The sequence below is a fragment of the Neobacillus vireti genome (assembly GCF_036962345.1).
Lineage (GTDB): Bacteria > Bacillota > Bacilli > Bacillales > Cytobacillaceae > Neobacillus > Neobacillus vireti_A.
The window spans coordinates 1-24534 of the sequence record NZ_JBALNB010000027.1; the positions used below are offsets into that span (position 1 = coordinate 1).

Consider the following 24534-nt stretch of genomic DNA (forward strand, 5'->3'; position numbering starts at 1 on the left):
GTAGGACGTTGCCAGGCTGTTATATTACTATTCCGCAGTAGCTCAGTGGTAGAGCTATCGGCTGTTAACCGATCGGTCGTAGGTTCGAGTCCTACCTGCGGAGCCATCCTTATTGTTAAAATATTAGCTATGCTTCCATAGCTCAGTAGGTAGAGCACTTCCATGGTAAGGAAGAGGTCAGCGGTTCGAGCCCGCTTGGAAGCTTTCCTATTTAGATATTTATGGCCCCTTGGTCAAGTGGTTAAGACACCTCCCTTTCACGGAGGTAACACGGGTTCGAATCCCGTAGGGGTCACCAACGTTTTTCGCGATAGCGAAAATAACGTTCCATTCAAGTTAGTAAAAAAACTTTATTTCAAAATGGAGGATTAGCTCAGCTGGGAGAGCATCTGCCTTACAAGCAGAGGGTCGGCGGTTCGATCCCGTCATCCTCCACCAAGATTTTTTCACGTAGTGAAAATAATCTTCCGTATTTGACGATAGTGAGAATAATTAAAAGTAATATTATTTATGTGCCGGGGTAGCTCAATTGGTAGAGCAACTGACTTGTAATCAGTAGGTTGGGGGTTCAAGTCCTCTCGCCGGCACCACTTTTATTAAGTGGAGGGGTAGCGAAGTGGCTAAACGCGGCGGACTGTAAATCCGCTCCCTCCGGGTTCGGCGGTTCGAATCCGTCCCCCTCCACCACTTATAATTTTTAAAATGTTGGACAAACTAGTTAATGTCCTTAACATTGGGCTATAGCCAAGCGGTAAGGCATCGCACTTTGACTGCGACATGCGTTGGTTCAAATCCAGCTAGCCCAGCCAAATCATAACATCCCTGAAGATGCTTCGGCGGATTTTGCGAAAAATACCGAAAGGTATTTTAAGCAATTGTGAGCCATTAGCTCAGTTGGTAGAGCATCTGACTTTTAATCAGAGGGTCGAAGGTTCGAGTCCTTCATGGCTCATATTTAAATGACTGCCCAAAGGGATTTATTTCTCTAAGGGCTTTTATCTATGAATAGTAGCAGCAATCCAGTGGGAAACGCTACTACATAGAATTTCAATTCAAAAAGATGGGGCCTTAGCTCAGCTGGGAGAGCGCCTGCTTTGCACGCAGGAGGTCAGCGGTTCGATCCCGCTAGGCTCCACCAAAGTTTTTTGCAAGGTATAACCACCACCACACTACATATAACAGCTCGCCTTAAATCACACGATTTAAGGCTTTTTTATTTTTAGTGAGAGTAAAAGTATCATAAAATATGCAGATAAATTCAAATCCTTCGAATTGCATATATATTCATTAATTTGTCGAGTTGAGTCATCCATTTGAAAACGGTTAAAATAGTTAGTAACGAAGGCTGGGGGGTAGAATATGAGAAAGCTATCTATTATTGGAATGCCGATGGACTTAGGACAAATGAGACGTGGAGTAGACATGGGTCCTAGTGCCATCCGTTATGCTGGAATAAATGAGAGACTAAAACCATTGTTCGATGAAATCCATGATATGGGTGATATTCCGGTTGGAAGGCCAGAAGTAGTAATTGATAAAGAATCAAATTTGCGCAATTTAGATCTTGTTGCGGAAAAAAGTACACTTCTTGCTGAAAAGGTGGATGAGGTTATTCAATCTGGATCCTTTCCTCTTGTCCTAGGTGGAGACCATAGCATTGCCATCGGAACTTTAGCAGGTGTTTCTAAACATTATCAAAGTCTTGGTGTAATCTGGTATGACGCACATGGGGATTTGAATACGGCTGAAACCTCGCCATCTGGAAATATACACGGTATGCCATTAGCTGTGAGTTTAGGCATTGGTCATCCTTCATTAACGAATATTGCGGGATACATTCCGAAAATAAAACCAGAGAATGTCGTAATTATTGGCGCAAGATCTCTGGATGATGGTGAAAAGGTGTTAATTAAGGAAAAAGGAATAAAAGTATATACTATGCATGAAATTGATAGATTAGGAATGGCAAAAGTGATGGAAGAAACGATTGCGTATCTTAAGGAGAAAACAGATGGTGTCCATTTGTCGCTTGATCTAGACGGGTTAGATCCTAATGATGCACCAGGCGTAGGAACCCCAGTTATGGGGGGGATTAGTTATCGTGAGAGCCATTTAGCAATGGAAATGCTAGAAGAGTCGAAGATGATTACTTCGGCAGAATTTGTTGAGGTTAACCCCATTTTAGATGAAAAAAATAAAACGGCAAGGGCGGCCGTCGAATTGATGGGTTCATTATTGGGTGAAAAATTATTATAATATTGTTCGGCAGCTTCCCCGGAAAGCTGCTGTTTTTATTTTTCACCAATAATTGACAAAAAACTTAAGCTTCCATTTATCAAAATTAGTTAATATTTGTTAATATTAAAAGTAGTAAGAAGTTAATTGTTATATTGAAACCTTTTTGCTATTGATTCGTAAGATTGTATAGCCGCATTGGAGCTGAGAAGAATAAATGGAAGCCCTTATAAAGAAGAGAATAAAACAGGTAATAAAAGGCGATCAGGATGCTTTTGCTGAAATTGTTGAAATTTATAGTAATAGTATTTATCAGCTTGGTTACCGAATGCTGGGAAACCGCCATGAGGCAGAGGACATTGCACAGGAGGCCTTTATCCGTGCATATGTTAATATTAAATCATTTAACCAGGATTTAAAGTTTTCCACTTGGTTATTTCGGATTGCAACAAATTTGTGTATTGACAGAATTAGAAAGAAAAAACCAGATTACTACTTAGATGCAGAAGTGTCTGGAACCGATGGTCTCACCATGTATTCACAGCTATCATCCGATTCACCTTTACCTGAAAATGAATTGGAAAGTCTTGAGCTTCAAGAAACTGTTCAAAAGGAAATTTTAAAACTGCCTGATAAGTACAGGAGTGTCATAGTTTTAAAATATATTGAAGAATTGTCATTAAATGAAATAAGTGAAATCCTTGATATGCCATTGGGCACAGTCAAAACCCGTATCCATCGTGGACGCGAGGCGCTGCGACAACAATTACGTTATGTGTGATAAGAGGTGAACACGTTGAAGTGTGAAGAAGAAATCGTTGAATTAATGCATGAATATTTAGACGAAGAAATTGACCCCGAAAATGAAATGATTTTAAGAGAACACCTCAAAGGCTGCAAGGACTGTGAGACACTGTTCAATGAATTTAAGAGGACCATCGCGGTTGTAAAAGGAACTTCTAGTATTCAGGCACCTCCTAATTTTACAGCGAATGTAATGGCCCGTCTGCCGAAAGAAAAGAAAAAGGTCGGGATGCAAAGATGGCTGCGAAATCATCCATTAATCGCTGCCGCCTCATTATTTTTAGTTCTAATGACAGGAAGTATATTTTCCACCTGGAATCAAGAACAAGAAGTTTCTTTTTCGAAACAGGAAAACCTAGTGGTCCAAAATGATACGGTGATTGTCCCTGAAGGTGAAGTGGTTAAGGGGGATGTCATCGTTCGGAATGGAAAGCTAAAAATTGAAGGTGAAGTTCAAGGTGATGTAACAGTTATAAACGGAGAAATTATAAATGGAGAAAAGTATTTAGCGTCTGCCGGGCATGTTACGGGCCAAATTGAAGAGGTGAATGCAGTTTTCGATTGGATCTGGTATCACATGAAAAAAACTGCCCTGGAGGCTATAGATATCTTTCATGATAGTGAAGAAAAATAGAAGGAAGTCACTCACAGTGGGTGATTTCTTTTTTAATTAGGCTGTTTCTGTAAATATTGTTGTTAAAATCTTAAAGCCGATTTTAACGTGGAAAAAGCTACTTTGCGCTTTAGAATTTAGTTTGCAGGCTCTTTTCTCCTTAAATGTATGCTATTTTCTGTGGAAACTTGCACAATCATCAAATTTTGTTCAAAAATCAATAAAGTTTAAGAAAAGAGCTTTAATGATAACTATTCTTATGACAAATAATAAGTACATGTTTAATTTATGATATAATAAATGGGCTATAAGTTAGACAAATATACGGAGGAAAAACAATGCCGTTTTTTGAGGATTTTGCTTTATGGAAGTATTTAGCTAGTATTGTTGATATTCTCCTTGTTTCGTATGTCATTTATAAGCTTTTAAATCTTATAAAAGGAACGAAGGCCGTACAATTATTAAAGGGGATTGTTGTCATTCTCCTTGTAAGAGTTGTTAGTGGTTTTTTTGGATTAAATACCTTAAGCTGGTTAATGCAACAGGCTATTGATTGGGGATTTCTTGCTGTTATCATTATTTTTCAGCCTGAGCTTAGAAGGGCCCTTGAGCAATTGGGCAGGGGACGGTTTTTTTCCAGGAGCAACGGTCCAGATGATGAGGAACAAGAGAAAATGGTGGAAGCCATTATTAAGGCAACGGATTATATGGCAAAAAGACGTATTGGTGCCTTAATATCCATTGAACGGGAAACTGGGATGAGTGATTACATAGAGACAGGGATTTCACTCGATGCCAAGATTTCTTCTGAGTTGCTCATAAACATCTTTATTCCGAATACACCGCTGCATGATGGAGCGGTTATTATTCAAAAAAATAACGTAGCTGCAGCTGCTTGTTACCTTCCGCTATCAGAGAGTCCTTTTATCTCAAAGGAGTTAGGTACAAGACACCGTGCTGCTTTAGGAATAAGCGAAGTTACAGACAGTATGACGATAGTCGTTTCAGAAGAAACCGGTAATATCTCTTTAACAAAAAATGGAGAACTCCACCGCAATTTAACTGTAGAGGGATTTAAAGAATTAATCTCTCATGACTTGATTGTTAACAACACAAAAGTAAAACCAGCTTCTTCAGCTCGTTGGAACTGGAGGGGAAAGAATAATGGATAGATTGATGGATAATCCCTGGTTTATTAAAATTCTGGCGATCTTATTGGCAGTTCTGCTTTATTCAGCCGTTCCAAATTCCGGAGGTAAGACAAATGAAATTAATGTACCAGGGGAAAATACATCTGTGATATTAGAAGAAATATCAGTAAAAGCTTATTACGACACCGAAAACCTCGTTGTTTCAGGATTACCAGATACGGTGGAGGTAACCCTTGAAGGTCCAATGCCCCATGTACAGTCGGCAAAGGCGTTAAAAAACTTTGAGGTTTTTGTTGACCTAACCAATGCAAAAATAGGGAATCAAAAGGTAGAGTTTGAAGTAAGCGGGTTATCAGATAAGTTAAAGGCAAAGATCGATCCAGCTTCGGTAACAGTAACTATACAAGAAAAGATTACCACAGAGTTTACAGTGGAGGCTGAATTCGATAACGATCTGATAAAAGATGGTTACTCTGCAGGACAACCTGTAGTTAAGCCAAATAAAGTGAAAATTACCGGTGCCAAAGATGTAATTGAGCGAATTTCATACGTAAAAGCAGCACTTGAGAGCAGGGATCTTCTTGATAGTACCGTAACGAAAGAGGCGCATGTACAGGTGCTTGATAAGGAATTAAATAAACTTGAGGTAATTGTAGAGCCAGAAACAGTAGAAGTGACCATTCCAGTAAAAAGCAATACTAAAACTGTACCAATTAACATCATTGAAAAAGGGACACCTGCTTCAGGAATAACGATTGAATCGATTACTTTAGATGTTAAGGAAGCAGTCATTTCGGGTGCCGACGATGTTTTAAAAGATACGGATAATGTCCGTGTTGAAGTGGACATTAGTAAAATGACTGAAAATACTACACTCACTTTACCAGTCATTATTTCAAATGGAGTAACAAAAGTAACCCCTGAGACTGTAGAAGCAACCGTGGTAGTGAAAAGTGAGGAAGAGAAAACCGTATCAGGACTCCCTATTAACATAAAAGGGTTATCCGAACAATATGAAGCGGTTATCAATGACCCAGCCAACCAACTAATAAATTTATTAGTATTCGGTCCAGGTAGTACCGTAACGGGCGTAGGACCGGGAGATTTCAATATATTTGTTGATTTAGAAGGTCTTACAGATGGTGTCCATAACGTAACCATTCAAGTGAATGGACCGCCTAATGTAACTTGGAAACCTGATAAAATATCTGCAAAAATTACAATCACGAGAGACAACGCATAGAACACAGCAGTATACATGATAAGGAGCGATTTTGATAATGGGAAAATACTTTGGAACCGATGGCGTCCGCGGAGTTGCGAATAGTGAATTAACACCTGAATTAGCCTTTAAATTAGGACGTTTCGGAGGTTTTGTTTTAACAAAGGATAAAGACAGACCAAAAGTGCTGATTGGGCGCGATACACGTATCTCAGGCCATATGCTGGAAGGGGCATTAGTGGCTGGGTTACTGTCAATTGGAGCGGAAGTAATGCGCTTAGGAGTTATCTCAACTCCTGGAGTGTCCTATTTAACAAAGGCATTGGGGGCTGAAGCAGGTGTAATGATTTCTGCTTCCCACAATCCGGTCGAAGACAATGGTATTAAGTTTTTTGGACCAGATGGGTTTAAGCTTTCAGATGAGCAAGAGCTTGAAATAGAAGCATTAATCGATATGACAGATGAACAATTACCAAGACCTGTTGGTGCAGACCTAGGTCAAGTAATGGATTACTTTGAAGGGGGACAAAAGTACCTTCAATATTTAAAGAATACTGTGGATGAAGATTTCGCAGGCATTCATATTGCCCTAGATTGTGCTCATGGAGCTACCTCTTCTTTAGCGACACATTTATTTGCTGATCTGGACGCAGATATTTCTGTTATGGGAGCTTCACCTAATGGCATTAATATCAATGCTGGTGTTGGCTCAACACACCCTGAAGCATTAGCCGCTATGGTGAAGGAAAAGGGTGCAGACGTAGGTTTGTCATTCGATGGTGATGGGGATCGTTTAATAGCCATTGATGAAAAAGGCAATATTGTGGATGGCGACCAAATTATGTTTATTTGCGGAAAGTATCTGAAGGAACATGGACGTCTAAAGCATAGTACAATTGTTTCAACAGTAATGAGTAATCTTGGATTCTACAAAGGTTTAGAAGGATATGGGATTCATAGTGTACCAACCGCTGTCGGTGACCGCTATGTGGTAGAAGAAATGAAGAAAAACGGGTTTAATCTTGGTGGTGAACAATCCGGACACATCATTTTCTTGGATTATAATACAACAGGTGACGGCCTATTAACCGGTTTGCAATTAGTTAATATTATGAAAGCAACCAAGAAAACTTTATCAGAATTAGCAGCAGACATGAAAAAATTCCCTCAAAAGCTTGTGAACGTACGAGTAACTGATAAACATCATGTCACGGATAATGAAAAGGTAAAAGCGGTTATTGAACAGGTAGAAGCAGAAATGAATGGTAATGGACGTATCCTCGTTCGACCATCTGGAACGGAACCACTTGTTCGCGTAATGGCTGAGGCCCCTACAGAAGAATTATGTGAAGCTTATGTAGAACGAATTGTATCTGTTGTAAGAGAAGAAATGGAATTAAAAGAGTAGAATAAAGCGACGATAAATGTCTAGCTGCGCACCTGGGTGCTGCAGCTTTTCTTATATGCATAAGGGAACGATACATAGCCCTTATGCATATTTTATTATGTAAATGGTAAAAACAGTAATTAGTTGACGAAAGTCAATGCATCGGTTACGATTAGTTTGCTTTGTTTCTAAAAGCGATAAAAATTAGGATAAAGGAGGGTCGTTTAAGAAATTTATCATAAAGCGCCTGAACTAACCATGGGGGTTAGTTGACGAGGAGGAGGTTTATCGAATGTTCGGCGGATACCTCCCGGTTGAACGCACAACCGATTTTTTCTTCTTTAAAACATTGAGGCAACTTGGTGCACAAAGAGAGGGAAATGCGCATACTAAACACAGCAACAATACAAGACAAAAGGTATATACAGATACCTTTCAAAAACAGAGATAAGGGGGCAGGTTTAGCCTCCGAAGGATTCTTGCCCCCTATATCAGGGAGGAAAAGAAATATGTGTGGAATCGTTGGATATATTGGATTTAATGATACGAAGGAAATTTTATTAAAAGGCTTAGAAAAGCTTGAATATAGAGGTTATGACTCAGCAGGTATTGCTGTAATGAACGGGAACGGAGTTCATGTATTCAAAGAAAAGGGTCGAATTGCTGATTTACGCGAAGCTGTAGATGTGAAAGTTTTAGCTAACGTCGGAATAGGACATACACGCTGGGCTACTCATGGTGTGCCGAGTAGAACGAATTCTCATCCACACCAAAGTACAACTGGACGTTTTACTCTTGTTCATAACGGTGTCATTGAAAACTATGAGCTTTTAAAGCGTGATTACTTGGCAGATGTTGCGTTTGTCAGTGAAACGGACACAGAAGTTATCGTTCAAATGATTGAAAAGTTTGTACACGAAGGCTTAGAGGTTTTAGAGGCTTTTCGTAAGACACTTACACTCTTACATGGCTCATATGCTCTTGCATTATTGGATGAAAAAAATAGCGATACTATTTTTGTAGCTAAAAATAAAAGTCCATTACTTGTAGGATTAGGTGCTGACTTTAATGTTGTGGCAAGTGATGCGATGGCTATGCTTCAGGTTACGAATGAATACGTAGAGCTAATGGATAAAGAAATCGTAATCGTAACAAAGAATGATATAACCATTCAAAACCTTGATGGAGAAACGGTTACTCGTACTTCTTACATTGCAGAATTGGACGCAAGTGATATTGAAAAAGGCACTTACCCACACTACATGTTAAAGGAAATCGATGAACAGCCTGCAGTAACGCGTAAGATTATCCAAGCATACCAAAACGAACAAGGTGAATTGACCATCGAACCTGAGATCATTCATGCGATGAATGGTGCAGATCGCGTGTACATTATTGCTGCTGGAACATCCTATCATGCTGGTCTTGTTGGGAAGCAATTTATTGAAAAAATGGCGAAGATTCCAGTTGAAGTTCACATTTCAAGTGAATTTGGCTACAATATGCCGCTTCTATCCGAGAAGCCGCTATTTGTCTTCATTTCTCAGAGTGGTGAGACTGCAGATAGCCGTGCGGTTCTTGTTACGATTAAGGAAATGGGGTATCAAGCACTTACGATTACAAATGTGCCTGGATCTACGCTTTCCCGTGAAGCAGACCACACTTTATTGCTACATGCCGGACCTGAAATTGCCGTTGCTTCTACAAAAGCTTATACCGCTCAATTAGCTGTTTTGGCTATTTTAGCGGAAGTAACCGCAAAGAGCCGCAATCTTGACCCTGGATTTGATCTCATTCATGAACTTGGTCTAGTTGCAAATGCGATGGAAGTTCTTTGTGACTCTAAAGAAATAATCGAGCATATTTCTAGAGAATTTCTAACAGTTACGCGCAATGCATTCTTTATCGGACGTGGAATTGATTACTATGTTGGACTAGAAGGTGCCTTAAAACTAAAAGAAATTTCTTATATTCAAGCGGAAGGCTTTGCAGGTGGAGAACTAAAGCATGGTACCATTGCTTTAATTGAAGAAGGCACACCAGTCATCGCCCTTGCAACCCAAGCAAGTGTAAACTTAAGCATTCGCGGTAACGTGAAAGAAGTTGTTGCCCGCGGAGCAAATCCATGCATCATCTCGATGAACGGACTAAACATGGATGAAGACAGCTTTGTTATTCCGGAAGTAAATGATTTATTAACACCACTTATCTCTGTAATACCACTTCAAATTCTTGCGTATTACACAGCATTACACCGTGATTGCGACGTGGACAAACCGCGTAACCTTGCAAAATCGGTGACAGTTGAATAAAAAGGATTATATTCGGGGCGGATCCAATTGGATTTCGTCCCTTTTTCTATTATTCAATATGCTCTCAATATCGTATGTTCATTTGCTGCCCAGAACGTTATCAGTTCGAAAGATCACAAACGACGGGTATTCCTTATGTCATTTTGAAGTGCAGCATTAATTATTAAGATAGGTAAAAGAATTTTAAAAGGCCACGAGGGAAACATAGATATGAATATTTTCAAGGAGGAATAATATGCCTGAACATTTTGAAGTTATTATCAGATCAATATGTACCTTTGGTCTTCTTTTAATTGGCTCAAAAATCCTTGGAAAACAAACAATTGCTCAAATGACGTTATTTGATTTTATTGCTACTATCGCTATGGGGGCCATTGCGGCCAACTTAGGCTTTAATACGAATATTAAGGTGCACCACTTACTTTTATCATTTAGTGTATTTGTTGCAGTTGTTTATTTTATTTCATTGATGTCATTAAAAAACAAACGGGCAAGGAAGTTCTTTGCGGGAGATCCTACAATTGTTATACAAAATGGAAAAATACTTGAGAATAATATGAAAAAGATGCGTTACACTTTGGATTATCTCAATCAGCAATTAAGAGAAAAAGGTGTATTTAATATTGAAGATGTTCTTTATGCAATTGTTGAAGTGAATGGTTCCCTGGCTTTATTAAAAAAACCACAATATCGGAGTGTAACAAAGCAGGATTTATCTATTCCAATAAATCTTGAACAGAGGATCCCTATAGAACTTATAATGGATGGAAAAGTAATTGAAAAAAACCTTAAGCAAAATAACCTCTCCCAAATTTGGTTAGAGAGGGAACTAAATAAAAGGAAGCTTAAGGTTGATGAAGTGGTTTATGCGGTCCTAGCAGCTAATGGGAACATTTATATCGATACATATAAAGATAATATCATTTCACCACTTGATAAAGAGTAATAAGCCCTGAACCTAAGTACAGTTGAGAAAACAATTGCATAGGATAATTGAAAAAGGTGAAGGGGTGGAGAAAATTGTACTATGTTCCTTATTACGATCCATATCAGTTTCCATATTATGTGCCAACAAGTAACTACGAAAGACAATCTGATTACTGGAATCATCCAGCCAGACTAAGAGATTATGGGCCCAATCCATTTGTTGTGAATATTAATGAGGCGTCTAAACAAAACAATACGTATCGTACTGCTTTATGGACAGGAACACATTTACAAGTAACATTGATGAGTATTCAACCAGGTGAGGATATTGGTTTGGAAATTCATCCTAACGTGGATCAATTCTTACGGATTGAACAAGGTCAAGGGATTGTTCAAATGGGCATGAGAAAAAACGATCTTAATTTTGTTAGAAGAATCGCTGATGACTCAGCAATAATGGTACCGGCAGGAACATGGCATAATGTAACCAATACAGGGAATATTCCGCTTAAACTTTATTCCATATATGCACCACCTAACCATCCGCCAGGTACCGTTCATGTAACAAAGCGAGAGGCAATGGCTGCAGAAGCTCACCACCGATAGTCATGGCGAAGGATCTTCCAATGTTTTTGGTAAAAGAAGGACTATAGGATGTTCCAGGAATAATAAGGTTATACCAAATTTCAGCTTCAAAAGGTTAAAGAAAAAACCGTTTCTCACTATTTATGAGATCGGTTTTTTTAAGTATTATATACAATTCTAAAAATTCTTGACACTCATCTGCCCTGAATGGTACTATTTTCCTCTGTGACAAAAAGGGAGGGAACCATTTGATTAAAGTAGAAGGCATAAATAAATCTTTTAAAGTTCCTAAAAGATCATCGGGATTGCTGCAGGCCACAAAAGCACTTTTCCATAGAGAATTTACCATTGTTGAAGCCTTAAAAGATATCAGCTTCACCATCGAACCCGGTGAAATTGTTGGTTACATTGGGCCCAATGGTGCAGGAAAGTCTACAACCATTAAGATCATGAGCGGCATTTTAGTTCCAGATGGGGGAAATTGCAGCATTAAGGGCTTCACACCCTGGAAGGAACGTGTAGAGTATGTAAAAAATATAGGCGTTGTCTTCGGCCAGCGTTCGCAGCTTTGGTGGGATGTTCCGGTCATCGATTCATTTGAACTATTAAAGGATATATACAAAATACCGCCACAGGAATATAAAACGACATTAAATCTGCTCATCGAAACCTTAGAATTAAAAGACATCATAAACGCTCCTGTCCGACAATTAAGCTTAGGTCAGCGGATGCGCTGTGAAATAGCTGCCTCTCTTATCCATAACCCGAAAATTCTATTTTTAGATGAACCTACGATCGGGCTTGATGCCGTTTCAAAAATTGCTGTCCGGCAATTCATCAAAACGATTAATCAGGAAAAGGGTGTGACGGTCGTTCTAACCACCCATGATATGAACGATATCGAAGCGCTAGCTAATCGGGTAATATTAATTGGCAAAGGCAGTTTACTCTATGACGGGAATTTAGAGGAATTAAGAAGACGTTTTGGAACACATAAAACGATTACAGCAGACTACCGTAAAAACAAGAACTTCATAGATATACCTGGAACCAACATCATCCACTGGTCCCCTGAACACGCTGTCCTTAGCATCGATACAGAACAAATCCTTACATCAGATGTTATTACTGAGCTATCGAAACAGGTGGATTTATTAGATGTCACCATCGAATCTCAGCCCATTGAAGACATCATTGTTCAGCTTTATAAGGAGTTTCAAATATGAAGGTATATGCTGCAGTATTAAAACTACGACTCTTAATTGGAATGCAATATCGGGCAGCAGCGTTAGCTGGGGTGGCAACGCAATTTTTCTGGGGATTTATTTCGATTATGGTGTTTGAAGCGTTCTATGAACATGCTGCGGTTACACCTCCCATTTCTCTAAAAGAACTCATTACATATATTTGGCTTCAGCAGGCATTCCTTGCTTTTGTTATGCTTTGGTTTCGTGACAATGAGTTATTTGATCTCATTACAAGCGGCAATATCGCCTATGAACTATGCAGGCCAACAGATTTATATGGGTTCTGGTATGCAAAACTTCTCGCACAGCGATTATCCAGTGCATTATTGCGGTGTTATCCAATCTTAATCATCGCTCTCTTTTTACCAAAACCCTACAACATGACACTTCCTCCAAACGGTACCACCTTTCTTTTATTTGTTATTACACTTTTATTAGGCTTGCTACTTTTAGTGGCCATTTCCATGTTCTTATATATTTCTGTATTTGTAACGTTATCACCAATGGGATCACTATTGATATTTGGCGTATTGGGGGAATTTTTCGCAGGATTGATTATCCCGATTCCACTCATGCCATTATGGCTTCAAAAAATAGCATACGTCCTGCCATTTCGCTGGACCGCAGATTTTCCATTTCGTGTATATTCCGGTCATATACCCCAAACAGAAGCACTAATAGGTGTTTTCATTCAATTGGCTTACCTGTTGGGTCTCCTATGGCTCGGAAAACTGGCACTTAACGCCGCACTAAAAAGAGTCATCGTACAGGGGGGATAGGTGAAGATGAGCCTTTATTTTAAGTACTTACTGATTTTATTTAAATCACAAATGCAATACCGGACATCATTCTGGCTGTTATCGATTGGACAGTTTTTCATCCCATTCTCTGTTTTTGCAGGACTCTACTTTTTGTTTGAACGGTTTGGGCAGATAAAAGGCTGGGAGTTTTTTGAGGTCGCACTTTGTTTTGCGATTATCCATATGGCTTTTTCTTTAAGCGAGTGTTTTGCACGGGGATTTGACACTTTTTCCAGTTTGATCATCAAGGGTGATTTCGATCGTGTACTCGTGCGCCCGCGAAGCACATTCTTGCAAGTGTTGGGGTCAAAGTTTGAATTTACCCGGATAGGCAGGCTGCTTCAAAGTGTCATCGTCCTGCTATGGGCTTTGGCAAATCTTCCTATTGAATGGAGCCTGCTTAAGGCATTTACCCTGCTTTTCATGGTTACGAGTGGTGTATTAATCTTTACGGGTATTTATATGCTGGCAGCTGCGATGTGTTTTTGGACGGTTCAGGGGCTGGAGGTTGCTAATATCTTTACAGATGGCGGCAGAGAAATGGCCCAATATCCGCTAAATATTTACCAAAAGTGGGTAGCTCGTTTTTTTACCTATGTTATCCCTTTTGGTACCGTCAATTACTTGCCGCTTATGTATATACTTGGAAAAACAAAGGGAGATGAGTTTATTTATATGTTTATTCCTCTTGCAGGCAGCCTTTTTATTCTTCCCTGTTTCCTTGTATGGCAATTTGGTGTAAGGCACTATCGTTCGACCGGTTCGTAAGATTGCAGCGGAAAACTCCGCTGCAATCTTTAGGCTGTCGAGTAAGTCTCGACAGCCTTTACTTTTGATTTTTGACAATGTTCTAAAGAGGGGCTAGTGCAAATTGGTGTATTGAGGACAAATCGTTGCTCCATGCACCTGTTTTTCGTCCTCTAGTCCCTGTATTAAGGACAAATCGTTGCTTGGTGCTCCTGAGATTTGTCTTCAAGCCCCTGTATTGAGGACAAATCGTTGCTTGGTGCTCATGCAATTCGTCCCCAAAGCACATAAAAATAATATAACGCCGAGAAAAATACCTTTTCTCTACAGTCTGAAGAACCTCCGCTGCTACCGTTTTTTTATCATATTTTCTTGTGCCATTTTGACAAGCTCTCGGACCATGCTGCCGCCTAGCCGGCCGCCGACCTTACCCGCTTGCTGTGAGGTGAGCTGACCGTTGTACCCTTTTTTTAACGGAACACCAACTTCTTCGGCAGCCTCAAATTTTGCGTTCTCTGGATTTTGTGCCTGAACGACCTTCGCCTTTAATGCATCAAGCCCATTTCTTGCCTCAGGTACGAGAATTTTATTTCTTCTGGCCATTGATAACCCTCCTTTACATTAGGTTACCCATATTAAAAAAATAATCAGGAATCGCTGGATAAATCCTTATTTATCCAGTATAATAAACTACAAATTAAGTCGGAAAAAGTCAATGAAAAAGAGAGTAATTTTCTGGAAAGTCTAAGCGAGTCAGGAGTGGTGTGAGCCTGATACGGAACAGGGAATGAAGCGCACTTTTGAGATGTCTGCCTGAAAGCAGTAGGGCAGACCGGAGAAGTTCTTCGTTAACAAGCCAAGCTGGTTCATTTGAACAAGTAGAGTGGTACCGCGAGTTAACTCTCGTCTCTTCATTATAGAGGCGGGAGTTTTTTTGTTTTTAAAAATAGGAGGTCTAGAAATGAAGTATAAACAGGAACTTGCAGAGACATTAATAGAAGCACTAGAGCATGAGATACAAGTAAAAGACATTGAAATGCTAATTGAAAAGCCAAAAAGTCAGCTGCATGGTGACTTAGCCTTTCCGTGTTTTACACTGGCAAAATTAAAAAGAAAATCACCAAATGTAATCGCCCAAGAATTAAGTGAAAAGATACAATCACCCCTGTTTGAAAAGATAGAAGTAGTGGGTGCCTACATTAATATATTTTTAAATAAAAAACTGGTTTCAGAAGCTATACTAGCTGAAATTACGAAGCAAAAGGAACAATACGGTGCGCTTGCCATAGGGAATAACCATAATGTAACCATTGACATGTCATCCCCCAATATCGCAAAGCCATTCTCGATGGGTCACTTGCGTTCCACGGTTATTGGGAACGCCCTGGCTTTTATTGCGGAAAAATGCGGATATAAGCCCATTAGAATTAACCATATTGGTGACTGGGGAACACAGTTTGGAAAATTAATTACGGCTTATAAGCTTTGGGGAGAGGCTGAGAAAGTAAAACAAAACCCAATTAAAGAGTTATTAACCCTCTATATTAAGTTTCATGAGGAAGCGGAAAGTGATCCTTCACTGGTCGAGCAGGGACGGAGCTGGTTTAAAAGTCTGGAAGATGGTGATGAGGAGGCGCTGTCACTTTGGCAGTGGTTTCGTGATGAATCTCTCAAAGAGTTCTCTAGAATCTATGAATTGATGAACGTCCAATTTGATTCCTTTGCAGGGGAAGCTTTCTATAATGATAAAATGGACCGGGTGGTTGAACTCTTAGAGGGAAAACAGCTGCTGATTGAATCCGATCAGGCGCAAGTGGTAGAACTGCTTGAAGAGGAATTACCTCCTTGTTTGATTAAAAAATCCGATGGCGCCACCCTTTATGCCACCCGTGATTTAGCAGCTGCCCTTTATCGTAAAGAAAACTATGAATTTGATTTGTCTTTATATGTCGTAGGAAACGAACAAAGTCTACATTTTAAGCAGTTAATCGCCGTTTTAGAAAAAATGGGTTATCCATGGGCAAAGAAAATGGTCCACATTCCTTTTGGCATGATGTTGAAAGACGGAAAGAAAATGTCAACACGAAAAGGAAAGGTTGTCTTATTAGAGGAAGTTTTAAATGAATCGATTGAGATGGCGAGAAACAATATCGAAGAGAAAAATCCTAACCTCTCTAACAAAGATGAGGTAGCGAAACAAGTGGGCGTAGGGGCAGTTATGTTCCATGACTTAAAGAACTTTAGGATGAATGATATTGAATTTTCACTAGAAGAAATGCTGCGTTTTGAAGGGGAAACCGGTCCTTATGTTCAATATACCTATGCACGTGGCTGCTCCATTTTACGAAAAGCAAGCGGGTATACAGAAGCGTCACTTCAAGCATCTTCGTTATCCTGGGAAAAAGAATGGAAGGTTGTTATGCTCCTGACAGAGTTCCCAAATGCGATTAAAAGGTCATTTGAACAGTTTGATCCATCCCAGATTGCCAAATATATCGTTGACCTCGCGCAAGCCTTTAACAAGTATTATGCTGAGGTAAAAATTCTCGAAGAAAATGCCGAGCAGCAGGCCCGTTTAGCACTCGTCTCTTCTGTAACGATTGTACTAAAAGAAGGCCTGCGATTATTGGGGATTGAAGCTCCAGAAGAAATGTAAAATCAAATTAGTTAAATATTGGTGGATATTGGTATAAAATGAAAGGGTATGATGGGCGTAAAAAGAGGAGGAATTAGGGATGAGCGAATTATTGTTTAAAAACATGGAGTTAACAAGAAGTTTCTTTATCAAGAATGTTGAGGCGTTGGAAGAAGGGCAGGTTGACGTTCAGCCAGAGGGATTTAATAATAACCTTCATTGGCATATTGGACATGTGTTAACAACAGCTGAAATCTTTATGTTTGGATTCCCTAAAAATACGAGTCATTTATCAGCCAACTATTTGGATTTATTCTCTAAAGGGACAAAACCAGCAGATTGGCAGGGGGATGTGCCATCCGTTGCAGTCTTAACAACTCAATTGAAGGACCAATTAAAAAGAATGAAGGAAATTTCGGTTGAAAGCATTAGCCAAAGGCTGGAAGAGCCGTTTTTAGGTCAGGAAACGTTTGGCGAACTTATTAATTTTGCTTTATTCCATGAGAACTTGCACCTTGGCCAGATACAAGCAATGAAACGTGTTATTGAAAGTGTTAAAAAATAGTTTTCTATATCAAATTGCTTTCCAAAGCCACCTATTGGTGGTTTTTTTATTTGTATAAGAGTAATTGAAAAGATCGGTGGAATAGTAAAAGAGTGAAAAACCTGAATTATATTACTTTGACACAATGGATTGACACTAAACATTGGTACTTTTATAATCTCCTTTGAAGATGGAGGATTATCGAAATTTGTCGAAATGATTGTGTTTTTCCATATACATAATTTATAGGCATCATGAACAGGAGAGATATTTTTGAAGTATGTACTGTTTCTGGCTGCAATTGTAATCATCTTTTTGCTAGCCTATATCGTGAGTAACAATAAGAAAAGGATTAAGGTTAAACCACTTGTCACAATGCTCGTTTTGCAGCTTCTTTTTGCTTTTTTACTGCTGAACACAGAAATTGGTTTCGTGATTATTACAGCTGTCTCTGGTTTGTTCGACCATCTATTAAGTTATGCAGCAGAGGGAATCAACTTTGTTTTTGGAGGTATGGCGAATGAAGGAGCCGGTCCATTTTTCCTCAATGTGCTTCTTCCTATCGTTTTTATTTCTGTATTAATTGGAATTGCACAGTATATTCGAGTTCTTCCAATTATCATTCGTTATCTAGGTGTTATTTTAAGTAAGGTAAATGGTTTGGGGAAATTAGAATCCTACAACGCGGTTGCTTCTGCTGTTTTCGGCCAGTCAGAGGTGTTTATTTCAGTGAAAAAGCAGCTTCCTTATATTCCTGAACACCGGCTTTATACGTTATGTACATCAGCCATGTCAACAGTATCTGCCTCCATATTGGGAGCATACATGACTATGATAGACCCAAAATATGTAATAACAGCGTTAGTATTAAACTTATTTGGCGGATTTATGGTTGCGAATATTATTAATCCCTATGATGTTTCAGAGGAAGAAGATATTATCAATGTCCAGGAGCAAGAAAAACAAACTTTTTTTGAAGTAATTGGGGAATATATTTTAGATGGATTTAAAGTCGCGATAATCGTCGGAGCAATGCTGATCGGTTTTGTTGCGCTCATTAGTATGATTAACCATGTATTTGAAGTCATTTTTGGAATCAGTTTCCAGATGGTTCTAGGATATGTTTTCTCACCGCTTGCCTTTATTATTGGCATACCTGCAACAGAGATGGTTGAGGCAGGTACGATTATGGCAACAAAATTATTGTCAAATGAATTTGTTGCGATGATGGATTTAGCGAATGTAGCAGATTCCCTTTCAAGTAGAACAGTTGGAATCATCTCGGTATTCCTGGTTTCCTTTGCGAACTTTTCTTCGATTGGGATTATCACGGGTGCAGTAAAAGGTCTTAATGAAGCAAAAGGAAATCAAGTAGCAAAGTTTGGTTTGAAATTACTTTATGGAGCAACATTAGTTAGCTTATTAACAGCTGCCATAACGAGTATTATGGTATAAGCTACCATAAAAAAGACTGTCTAGAGATTCCTCTAGACAGCCTTTTTTAATGGTACGCCTTTTTCCTTCAATTCATTCAGATAGGCTTCAGCCTTACTTGAGTCAAACTTCTTTTCCCATTTAGATATGAAGACAGCAGTCAGCGACTTCCCGATTGATGAATCAATCAGTGGTTGTCCTTTTTTGTTTTCTTTATTAAGTAATAGATAACGCCTAGAATCACAGCGCCGATGAGAATTGGCATGGTATATTGCGCTGCATATTCCTTTATATGTGACCAATTCTTGCCTAACGCATGTCCTAAATAAAGAAAGAGAATTGTCCATGGAATGACGGCTGCTACCGTATAAAGAGTAAATTTTGCTGCGGACATTTTTGCAATGCCGGCAGGAATGGATATTGCATGGCGGACAACAGGAATAAAGCGGGCAAAGAAAATGACTCCCACACCGTATTTTTTAAACCATTGTTCTGAGAGGTCAATTTGCTTCTTTTTAATAAAAACGTATTTGCCGTACTTTTCTAAAAATGGACGTCCGCCGTAATAACCAGCCCAATAAAGGAATAACTGGGCCAACGTACCGCCTATGGTACCAGCAATAACAGCGCCGGGATAACCGAGAATTCCTTCTGAAATCATATAACCGCCATACCCTAAGACGATTTCACTTGGGATAACCTCTATCATTAATCCTAGTGCGATTCCGAAGTAACCTAACTGGGATAAGAATTCCAATACGGAAAAAATAAATTCTTTCATAGTTCACCTCTATGTTTATTTGCTTTTATAAGTTTATAACAGTTTAGAAAAGAAAGAAATAAAAACAGCGGAAATCTCCGCTGCTCCATTTTTTAACTACTTAGAGACTTTTCTGATGTGAACATATAGTTGCGATGATGGAAGCGAATGCTGTAGACGATCCCCATGGCAAACATATTGCCCATCAGCGAACTGCCGCCATAGCTGATGAAAGGTAAGGGGATACCAGTAATTGGAAGTACTTGGATGGTCATTCCGACATTTTGGAACACATGGAACGTAATCATCGAGATGATTCCTGTGCATACGTATGTATTAAACGGGTCAATGGTATCAAAGGCAGTTTTAATTAAGTGATAGATTAATAGAAAGAACAAACCAATGACAATACTGCCGCCAACAAAACCATATTCTTCGCCAATCACGCTGAAAATAAAGTCCGTATGTCCTTCAGGTATATATACTTCACGGTTGCCAAAGCCTTTTCCCGTAATTAATCCAGAACCAATCGCACTTAAAGATTTCAACAAGTGATATCCTGAGCTGCTAGAATGGTTAAATGGGTCGAGCCAGGCATAAATTCGGTTGAATTTGTATTCCTGTACATGTAAATATTTCTCAAGGATATCAGGTCTTTGCAGGACTAAATAAATGATGAAAGCGCCAAGTGAAGCCCCCGTAGTGAAGATTGGAAAAATAATTTTCCAAGTAATTCCTGACACTAGAATGAAGCCAACTAAAATCGATAATAGTACGAGTGATGTACCTAAATCGTTTTGCTTCATAATAAAGAAAATAGGAACCGCTGTAGTAATCCCGAATTTAATCAATAACCAAAAATCTAGTTTTACCTTTTTCATAGGATGTTTTTCCTGGTGCTGAACAGCTACACGACTTAGAGCTAAAATTAAAAAGGTTTTTACAAACTCTGAAGGTTGTATGGAACCAAGCGGTGTAATAAACCAGCTTTTTGCCCCGTTTCTTATGGGGGCTATACTTTCTGGAGCTATAAGGATTCCTATAAGTAAAATAAGTCCAAACCCATATAAGTACCAAGTAAGCCGCTTATATTGATAGCTGTCAAAAAGAATGGTAATCGATATGATAGCAGCACCAACAACATACCAGAAAGTTTGTCTGACTAAGAAGTTTTCATTGTACTGCCCAGCTGTTTGTGCACTATAAATACCAACACAGCTAACCAGGAAAAAAAGAAACAGAATTAAAGTTAATGTCCAATCAAAGCGATCCACTTTTTTTGTGAAATTGTCCATAGGCCCACCCAATTTTTACATTTATATAGTGTTATGCTAACAAAGAAAGGATTTGGTAACAATATATTTAGGAAATATATTACAAGAACTAATTATTATGATGAATTTACTGAAGAATTTGTTTCAAACAAAGTAAAACACGGTCTAGGACCGTGCTTACAGAAGATAGTTTAGGAACATCGTTGCAATACCAAAGTACGTGAGTAAGGAAAAAATATCATTAATGGTTGTGATGAGCGGGCCAGAAGCCACAGCGGGATCAATATTTAAACGGAATAAAATCAGCGGGATAATCGTACCAGCCAGAGTACCGATAATCAGTGTGAAAAATAATGAAACGCCGACAACTGCGCCTAATATAAAGCTCCCCTGCCAAATGTAGGCAATGATGGAAATGAGGATCGCGCAAGTAATCCCAATGGTCACACCGACGCCTAATTCACGGGCAATTAAGCGAATAATGACTCCCTTATCAATATCATGGGAAATAAGCCCTCTGACAACCACTGCAAGTGACTGTGTTCCAGTATTTCCAGTCATGCCCGCAATCATTGGCATGAAAAAAGCAATAGCGACAACCTGCTCCAGGGTATGTTCAAAGCTGCTTATGATCCTTCCAGAGATGAGACCGATAAATAAAAGCAATATCAGCCATGGAAGCCTCCTAGCAGCAGCAACAAATGTCTTTGTATCAAAGTCAATTGATTTTCCAGAAGCTGAAAGTTTTTCTATATCTTCATTTGCTTCCTGAATGACGACATCAATAATATCGTCGACTGTTACAATTCCAACGAGTATATTATCCTCATCTACAACAGGTATAGCGAGGAAGTCGTATCGTTCTGTCATCTGAGCTACTACTTCTTGGTCGGTGGTAACTGAAACAGCTATAACGCGTTCGTACATAATGTCATTAATTTTTTCATTTGGATCTGCCAACAGCAGGTCACGATAAGAAACGACTCCAACCAGCTTTCTTTCTTCATCGATCACGTATAGGTAGTTAATGGATTCTGCAAATTCTGCAAATGTTTTCAATTTGTCGACGGCTTCTCTTACAGTGTAGTAATTTCGGATCCAGACAAATCGATTGGTCATCATTCTTCCTGCTGTTTCAGGGGGATAATTCATAATATCCGTAACTGCTTTAGACTCTTCGGTCTTCATCCCAGAGAGCAAGGATTCCTTTTTCTCAGGTGAGAGTTCATCTAGGAAGAGTGCTAAGTCATCATTGTCCATTAAGTCTAGAACTTTACTGGATTTCTCAATACCTAGTTTATTTAATACCTCAAGCTGTTCTTCTTTATCGAGTTCCTGCATTAAATCCGCTAGGACTTCAAAATTTAAAAATATAAGAAAACGAAGTTTATGTTTTTCTGGTAAGTCCTCGTATATTTTTGCTGTATCATAAGGTTGCAATTCTTCAAGGATGTTCAGAAAGTCTACTTTTTTGTTTTCCTTTAATAATTTGATAATATGCAGAGAAATTTCGTCCTGCGTCATATCCTTAATCATCGTATACACGCTCCTCTCTATAACAAGTATGTAAAAAAGATGGTTTGTTGATAATCGAGGTGTTCATACTAGTAAGGATTTAAGACTAGTATGTGTTATCCATAAAATTATCAAGCGAACTGTTTCAAAAGTATCACAGACATTTATTCATTTGTAAAAGAATTGAAATAAGCTATTTGGACTATTAATGATAAAATGATAAAAGACTGGTTAATATTGGTGAAGCGTTTACTGTAACCTTAATATCCCATAATAGCATTATTTTCCTTGATCGGAGGAGTTTGACTTTGAAAAGGCATCATCAAGACATACGGGATCTCGTCTATGTCCACTTAAATCAAAATGATCAGTATGTCCTATCTTACGGTATCGAATTTGCAGAATTCGCTGCTGCTTTTTCAGGTTTATTGAATCATTTGCTCTTAGTAAAGCACCGCTATGATGATGGTGACTTTAACATGCATACTTTACTGGATTACTGTCCAGAAGACAGAATCAAAAAATTAGCCGCTGAAGATATATACAGCTACGGAGATTTTTGTTGGATTGACTTTGTTGAAGAAGAAGGGTTAAATGAACTGACTGGACAAGAAATTGCAGAAATCTTATATTTGGGACACCAAAAGCAGCATTTGAAGCTGCCCTTTTATAATAAGCTTGGGAATCGTTTTGCATATTTGGCTCATGATGATGGTTACTTTAATAAAGTATATTACCGAAGCTTTAAGGACTTTTTTCAACTGTTAAGCCATGCACTTTCAAGTAAGTTAGGTGAGTTAAAGCTTGAAAAGTCACTCCTTGGTCTTAGGAAAAAACGACTATATCCACCGATTAATAAGGAAATTCTCCTTTCTTTAACACCTTTTATTAAAGAGGGAATCTGCATTTCCTTACGAGATGTGGATCATACGCGTAACAGGCTGGAAATTCCAATCTGGGTGATAGGGGATTTTGCCTCAATGGATGATATGTACGAGGAATATCAACAAATATCAGGAGAAACTTGCCATGCTAAAATCATCTATGATAAAAAAACAAAAGAATGGAAGCTTACTGTTATCTAATCTCTCCATTTTATTGGGGAGATTTTCTTTGTTTATAACGAATAGAGTTTTTAACCAAGCTGTATGTTACATAAAATAACAATTAGGGAAAAGAAAAATATTTCACAGAAAAACAAGACCAACACTATCTTATTTTTATATGATAAAGTGTTAAAATAAAATCGTGAAAAGCGAATTTGGAGGTTAACGATGAAAACGAAAATTGGGTTATTATACGGAGGTAAATCCGCTGAACATAAGGTATCTTTACAAACTTCTCTAGCAGTAATAAAGGCGCTCGATCTTGAAAAATATGAAATACATCCGATTTACATAAATGTTGAAGGCCAGTGGATAAAGGGACCGCAGCTTCATGCACCTGTAGACAACGTCAAAGCATTAGAATTCACAAGTGAAAATCAAGCAGCAAGCTCATTAGCACCAGCACTTTTCCAGCAGGACCAAGATCCGTTGGATGTGATTTTCCCATTGCTTCATGGGCCTAATGGAGAGGATGGTACGGTTCAGGGCTTGTTGGAATTGTTAAATCTTCCTTATGTTGGAAATGGGGTTTTAGCTTCTGCGGCTGGTATGGATAAAGTAATGATGAAGAATGTGTTCGCCCAAGCAGGCCTACCGCAAGTAAATTATTTAGCATTTATCAGAACCGAATGGGAAAAGGCGAAAGATACCGTCTATGCAGATATAGAAGAGAAGCTTGGTTACCCTTGCTTTGTGAAACCAGCTAACCTGGGCTCTAGTGTAGGGATTAGTAAATGTACAAACCGCTCCGAGCTAGAGACTGCATTCGTAGAGGCATTTCAATTTGATCGAAAGGTAATCATTGAAGAGGGTGTCACAGCGCGCGAAGTCGAGGTGGCGATTCTCGGGAATGACGAACCAAAGTGCTCGGTTGCAGGTGAAATTGTTCCAAAGAAGGATTTTTATGATTATAAGGCCAAATATGAAGATGGTGATACGGCCTTAATTATCCCTGCAGATGTTACGACAGAGGAGTACCAGCAAATTAAAGAGATGGCTATACAAGCCTTTAAAGCGTTGGATTGCTCAGGACTTGTTCGTGCAGACTTCTTTTTAACAAAGGACGGTAAGGCTTTAATTAATGAAGTCAATACAATGCCTGGCTTTACACCATTTAGCATGTTTCCATTACTATGGAAGCATACTGGCATAGAGTACCCACAACTCATTGAAACCCTGGTTAATTTAGCAAAAGAAAGACATGCTGAAAAACAAAACATAAAATATACCTTCTAA

Annotated in this window: 21 protein-coding genes, 9 tRNA genes and 1 other annotated feature; of the genes, 26 read left to right on the plus strand and 4 right to left on the minus strand. The window is 38.9% G+C overall.

From position 1 onward, the window contains the following. Window positions 1-31 precede the first annotated feature (31 nt). From V7108_RS25705 to V7108_RS25805, 21 genes are all read left to right on the plus strand, one after another. Window positions 32-106: transfer RNA gene (locus tag V7108_RS25705), tRNA-Asn, on the plus strand. Window positions 107-131: 25 nt separating this feature from the next. Further along, window positions 132-204, plus strand: a tRNA-Thr gene (locus V7108_RS25710). 19 nt (window positions 205-223) lie between these two features. Next, window positions 224-298: transfer RNA gene (locus V7108_RS25715), tRNA-Glu, on the plus strand. Window positions 299-362: 64 nt separating this feature from the next. Further along, window positions 363-438: transfer RNA gene (locus tag V7108_RS25720), tRNA-Val, on the plus strand. 76 nt (window positions 439-514) lie between these two features. After that, window positions 515-590 (plus strand) — tRNA-Thr (locus tag V7108_RS25725). 12 nt (window positions 591-602) lie between these two features. After that, window positions 603-687: transfer RNA gene (locus V7108_RS25730), tRNA-Tyr, on the plus strand. 47 nt (window positions 688-734) lie between these two features. After that, window positions 735-809 (plus strand) — tRNA-Gln (locus V7108_RS25735). A 70-nt stretch (window positions 810-879) separates the two neighbouring features. Beyond that, window positions 880-952, plus strand: a tRNA-Lys gene (locus tag V7108_RS25740). Between the two features lie 110 nt (window positions 953-1062). Beyond that, window positions 1063-1138, plus strand: a tRNA-Ala gene (locus V7108_RS25745). Window positions 1139-1359: 221 nt separating this feature from the next. After that, on the plus strand, window positions 1360-2256 hold the full coding sequence (gene rocF, locus V7108_RS25750; protein ID WP_335510370.1) for an arginase: 897 nt from the start codon (window positions 1360-1362) through the stop codon (window positions 2254-2256). A 196-nt stretch (window positions 2257-2452) separates the two neighbouring features. Next, window positions 2453-3016, plus strand: a complete 564-nt coding sequence (gene sigW, locus V7108_RS25755; RefSeq protein WP_335510368.1) for an RNA polymerase sigma factor SigW — start codon at window positions 2453-2455, stop codon at window positions 3014-3016. A 15-nt stretch (window positions 3017-3031) separates the two neighbouring features. After that, window positions 3032-3673 carry an anti-sigma factor family protein gene (locus V7108_RS25760; RefSeq protein WP_335510366.1) on the plus strand — a complete coding sequence of 214 codons (642 nt, stop codon included), beginning with the start codon at window positions 3032-3034 and terminating at the stop codon, window positions 3671-3673. Window positions 3674-3990: 317 nt separating this feature from the next. Then, the gene (cdaA, locus tag V7108_RS25765) at window positions 3991-4824 is read left to right on the plus strand and encodes a diadenylate cyclase CdaA (protein ID WP_335510363.1); all 834 of its coding nucleotides are present in this window, start codon (window positions 3991-3993) and stop codon (window positions 4822-4824) included. Next, the gene (locus V7108_RS25770; protein ID WP_335569794.1) at window positions 4817-6046 is read left to right on the plus strand and encodes a CdaR family protein; all 1230 of its coding nucleotides are present in this window, start codon (window positions 4817-4819) and stop codon (window positions 6044-6046) included. The genes cdaA and V7108_RS25770 overlap by 8 nt, the downstream gene beginning before the upstream one ends. A gap of 37 nt (window positions 6047-6083) precedes the next feature. Continuing rightward, window positions 6084-7433, plus strand: coding sequence for a phosphoglucosamine mutase (gene glmM, locus V7108_RS25775; RefSeq protein WP_335510359.1), 1350 nt, complete (start codon window positions 6084-6086; stop codon window positions 7431-7433). Between the two features lie 488 nt (window positions 7434-7921). Beyond that, entirely contained in the window at window positions 7922-9724 is a 1803-nt protein-coding gene (gene glmS / locus V7108_RS25780; RefSeq protein WP_335569795.1) for a glutamine--fructose-6-phosphate transaminase (isomerizing), read from the plus strand. A 235-nt stretch (window positions 9725-9959) separates the two neighbouring features. Then, entirely contained in the window at window positions 9960-10670 is a 711-nt protein-coding gene (locus V7108_RS25785) for a DUF421 domain-containing protein (protein WP_335510355.1), read from the plus strand. Between the two features lie 119 nt (window positions 10671-10789). Beyond that, a complete protein-coding gene (locus V7108_RS25790) occupies window positions 10790-11257 on the plus strand; it encodes a cupin domain-containing protein (RefSeq protein WP_420489222.1) in 468 nt (155 codons plus the stop codon). Window positions 11258-11484: 227 nt separating this feature from the next. Further along, window positions 11485-12462 (plus strand): ABC transporter ATP-binding protein, encoded by a 978-nt coding sequence (locus V7108_RS25795; protein ID WP_335569797.1) that lies wholly within the window; start codon window positions 11485-11487, stop codon window positions 12460-12462. Beyond that, window positions 12459-13262: an ABC transporter permease gene (locus tag V7108_RS25800; RefSeq protein WP_335569798.1), complete on the plus strand. Its 804-nt coding sequence runs from the start codon at window positions 12459-12461 to the stop codon at window positions 13260-13262. Before V7108_RS25795 ends, V7108_RS25800 begins: the two co-directional genes overlap by 4 nt. A gap of 6 nt (window positions 13263-13268) precedes the next feature. Next, entirely contained in the window at window positions 13269-14051 is a 783-nt protein-coding gene (locus V7108_RS25805; RefSeq protein ID WP_335569807.1) for an ABC transporter permease, read from the plus strand. A 327-nt stretch (window positions 14052-14378) separates the two neighbouring features. On the opposite strand, the gene V7108_RS25810 is transcribed toward V7108_RS25805, so the two are convergent. Beyond that, the gene (locus tag V7108_RS25810) at window positions 14379-14633 is read right to left on the minus strand and encodes an alpha/beta-type small acid-soluble spore protein (RefSeq protein WP_132096988.1); all 255 of its coding nucleotides are present in this window, start codon (window positions 14631-14633) and stop codon (window positions 14379-14381) included. Between the two features lie 103 nt (window positions 14634-14736). Continuing rightward, window positions 14737-14944 (plus strand) — a binding site (T-box leader). 47 nt (window positions 14945-14991) lie between these two features. Between V7108_RS25810 and argS the strand changes: the two genes are divergently transcribed. From argS to V7108_RS25825, 3 genes are all read left to right on the plus strand, one after another. Next, on the plus strand, window positions 14992-16686 hold the full coding sequence (argS, locus tag V7108_RS25815) for an arginine--tRNA ligase (protein WP_335569799.1): 1695 nt from the start codon (window positions 14992-14994) through the stop codon (window positions 16684-16686). A 79-nt stretch (window positions 16687-16765) separates the two neighbouring features. Continuing rightward, on the plus strand, window positions 16766-17230 hold the full coding sequence (locus tag V7108_RS25820) for a DinB family protein (RefSeq protein ID WP_335569800.1): 465 nt from the start codon (window positions 16766-16768) through the stop codon (window positions 17228-17230). A gap of 252 nt (window positions 17231-17482) precedes the next feature. Beyond that, the gene (locus tag V7108_RS25825; RefSeq protein WP_335569801.1) at window positions 17483-18664 is read left to right on the plus strand and encodes a NupC/NupG family nucleoside CNT transporter; all 1182 of its coding nucleotides are present in this window, start codon (window positions 17483-17485) and stop codon (window positions 18662-18664) included. Window positions 18665-18830: 166 nt separating this feature from the next. On the opposite strand, the gene V7108_RS25830 is transcribed toward V7108_RS25825, so the two are convergent. The 3 genes from V7108_RS25830 to mgtE form a co-directional block, all read right to left on the minus strand. Beyond that, window positions 18831-19424, minus strand: coding sequence for a DedA family protein (locus V7108_RS25830; RefSeq protein WP_335569802.1), 594 nt, complete (start codon window positions 19422-19424; stop codon window positions 18831-18833). 92 nt (window positions 19425-19516) lie between these two features. Beyond that, window positions 19517-20698, minus strand: coding sequence for an FtsW/RodA/SpoVE family cell cycle protein (locus V7108_RS25835; RefSeq protein ID WP_335510337.1), 1182 nt, complete (start codon window positions 20696-20698; stop codon window positions 19517-19519). 156 nt (window positions 20699-20854) lie between these two features. Then, the gene (gene mgtE, locus V7108_RS25840) at window positions 20855-22213 is read right to left on the minus strand and encodes a magnesium transporter (RefSeq protein ID WP_335569803.1); all 1359 of its coding nucleotides are present in this window, start codon (window positions 22211-22213) and stop codon (window positions 20855-20857) included. Between the two features lie 287 nt (window positions 22214-22500). Here mgtE and V7108_RS25845 point away from each other — a divergent pair, with 287 nt between their 5' ends. Next, the gene (locus V7108_RS25845) at window positions 22501-23277 is read left to right on the plus strand and encodes a hypothetical protein (protein WP_335510333.1); all 777 of its coding nucleotides are present in this window, start codon (window positions 22501-22503) and stop codon (window positions 23275-23277) included. A gap of 189 nt (window positions 23278-23466) precedes the next feature. Next, the gene (locus tag V7108_RS25850; protein WP_335510331.1) at window positions 23467-24534 is read left to right on the plus strand and encodes a D-alanine--D-alanine ligase; all 1068 of its coding nucleotides are present in this window, start codon (window positions 23467-23469) and stop codon (window positions 24532-24534) included.

What these genes read in the sequence shown, in the direction of transcription:
- V7108_RS25820 (WP_335569800.1), top strand. Translation starts at nt 16,766, where the DNA reads ATGAGCGAATTATTGTTTAAAAACATGGAGTTAACAAGAAGTTTCTTT.
- glmS (WP_335569795.1), top strand. Translation starts at nt 7,922, where the DNA reads ATGTGTGGAATCGTTGGATATATTGGATTTAATGATACGAAGGAAATT.
- V7108_RS25770 (WP_335569794.1), top strand. Translation starts at nt 4,817, where the DNA reads ATGGATAGATTGATGGATAATCCCTGGTTTATTAAAATTCTGGCGATC.
- sigW (WP_335510368.1), top strand. Translation starts at nt 2,453, where the DNA reads ATGGAAGCCCTTATAAAGAAGAGAATAAAACAGGTAATAAAAGGCGAT.
- rocF (WP_335510370.1), top strand. Translation starts at nt 1,360, where the DNA reads ATGAGAAAGCTATCTATTATTGGAATGCCGATGGACTTAGGACAAATG.
- V7108_RS25830 (WP_335569802.1), bottom strand. Translation starts at nt 19,424, where the DNA reads ATGAAAGAATTTATTTTTTCCGTATTGGAATTCTTATCCCAGTTAGGT.
- glmM (WP_335510359.1), top strand. Translation starts at nt 6,084, where the DNA reads ATGGGAAAATACTTTGGAACCGATGGCGTCCGCGGAGTTGCGAATAGT.
- cdaA (WP_335510363.1), top strand. Translation starts at nt 3,991, where the DNA reads ATGCCGTTTTTTGAGGATTTTGCTTTATGGAAGTATTTAGCTAGTATT.
- mgtE (WP_335569803.1), bottom strand. Translation starts at nt 22,213, where the DNA reads ATGATTAAGGATATGACGCAGGACGAAATTTCTCTGCATATTATCAAA.
- V7108_RS25785 (WP_335510355.1), top strand. Translation starts at nt 9,960, where the DNA reads ATGCCTGAACATTTTGAAGTTATTATCAGATCAATATGTACCTTTGGT.
- argS (WP_335569799.1), top strand. Translation starts at nt 14,992, where the DNA reads ATGAAGTATAAACAGGAACTTGCAGAGACATTAATAGAAGCACTAGAG.
- V7108_RS25850 (WP_335510331.1), top strand. Translation starts at nt 23,467, where the DNA reads ATGAAAACGAAAATTGGGTTATTATACGGAGGTAAATCCGCTGAACAT.
- V7108_RS25835 (WP_335510337.1), bottom strand. Translation starts at nt 20,698, where the DNA reads ATGGACAATTTCACAAAAAAAGTGGATCGCTTTGATTGGACATTAACT.
- V7108_RS25810 (WP_132096988.1), bottom strand. Translation starts at nt 14,633, where the DNA reads ATGGCCAGAAGAAATAAAATTCTCGTACCTGAGGCAAGAAATGGGCTT.
- V7108_RS25800 (WP_335569798.1), top strand. Translation starts at nt 12,459, where the DNA reads ATGAAGGTATATGCTGCAGTATTAAAACTACGACTCTTAATTGGAATG.
- V7108_RS25805 (WP_335569807.1), top strand. Translation starts at nt 13,269, where the DNA reads ATGAGCCTTTATTTTAAGTACTTACTGATTTTATTTAAATCACAAATG.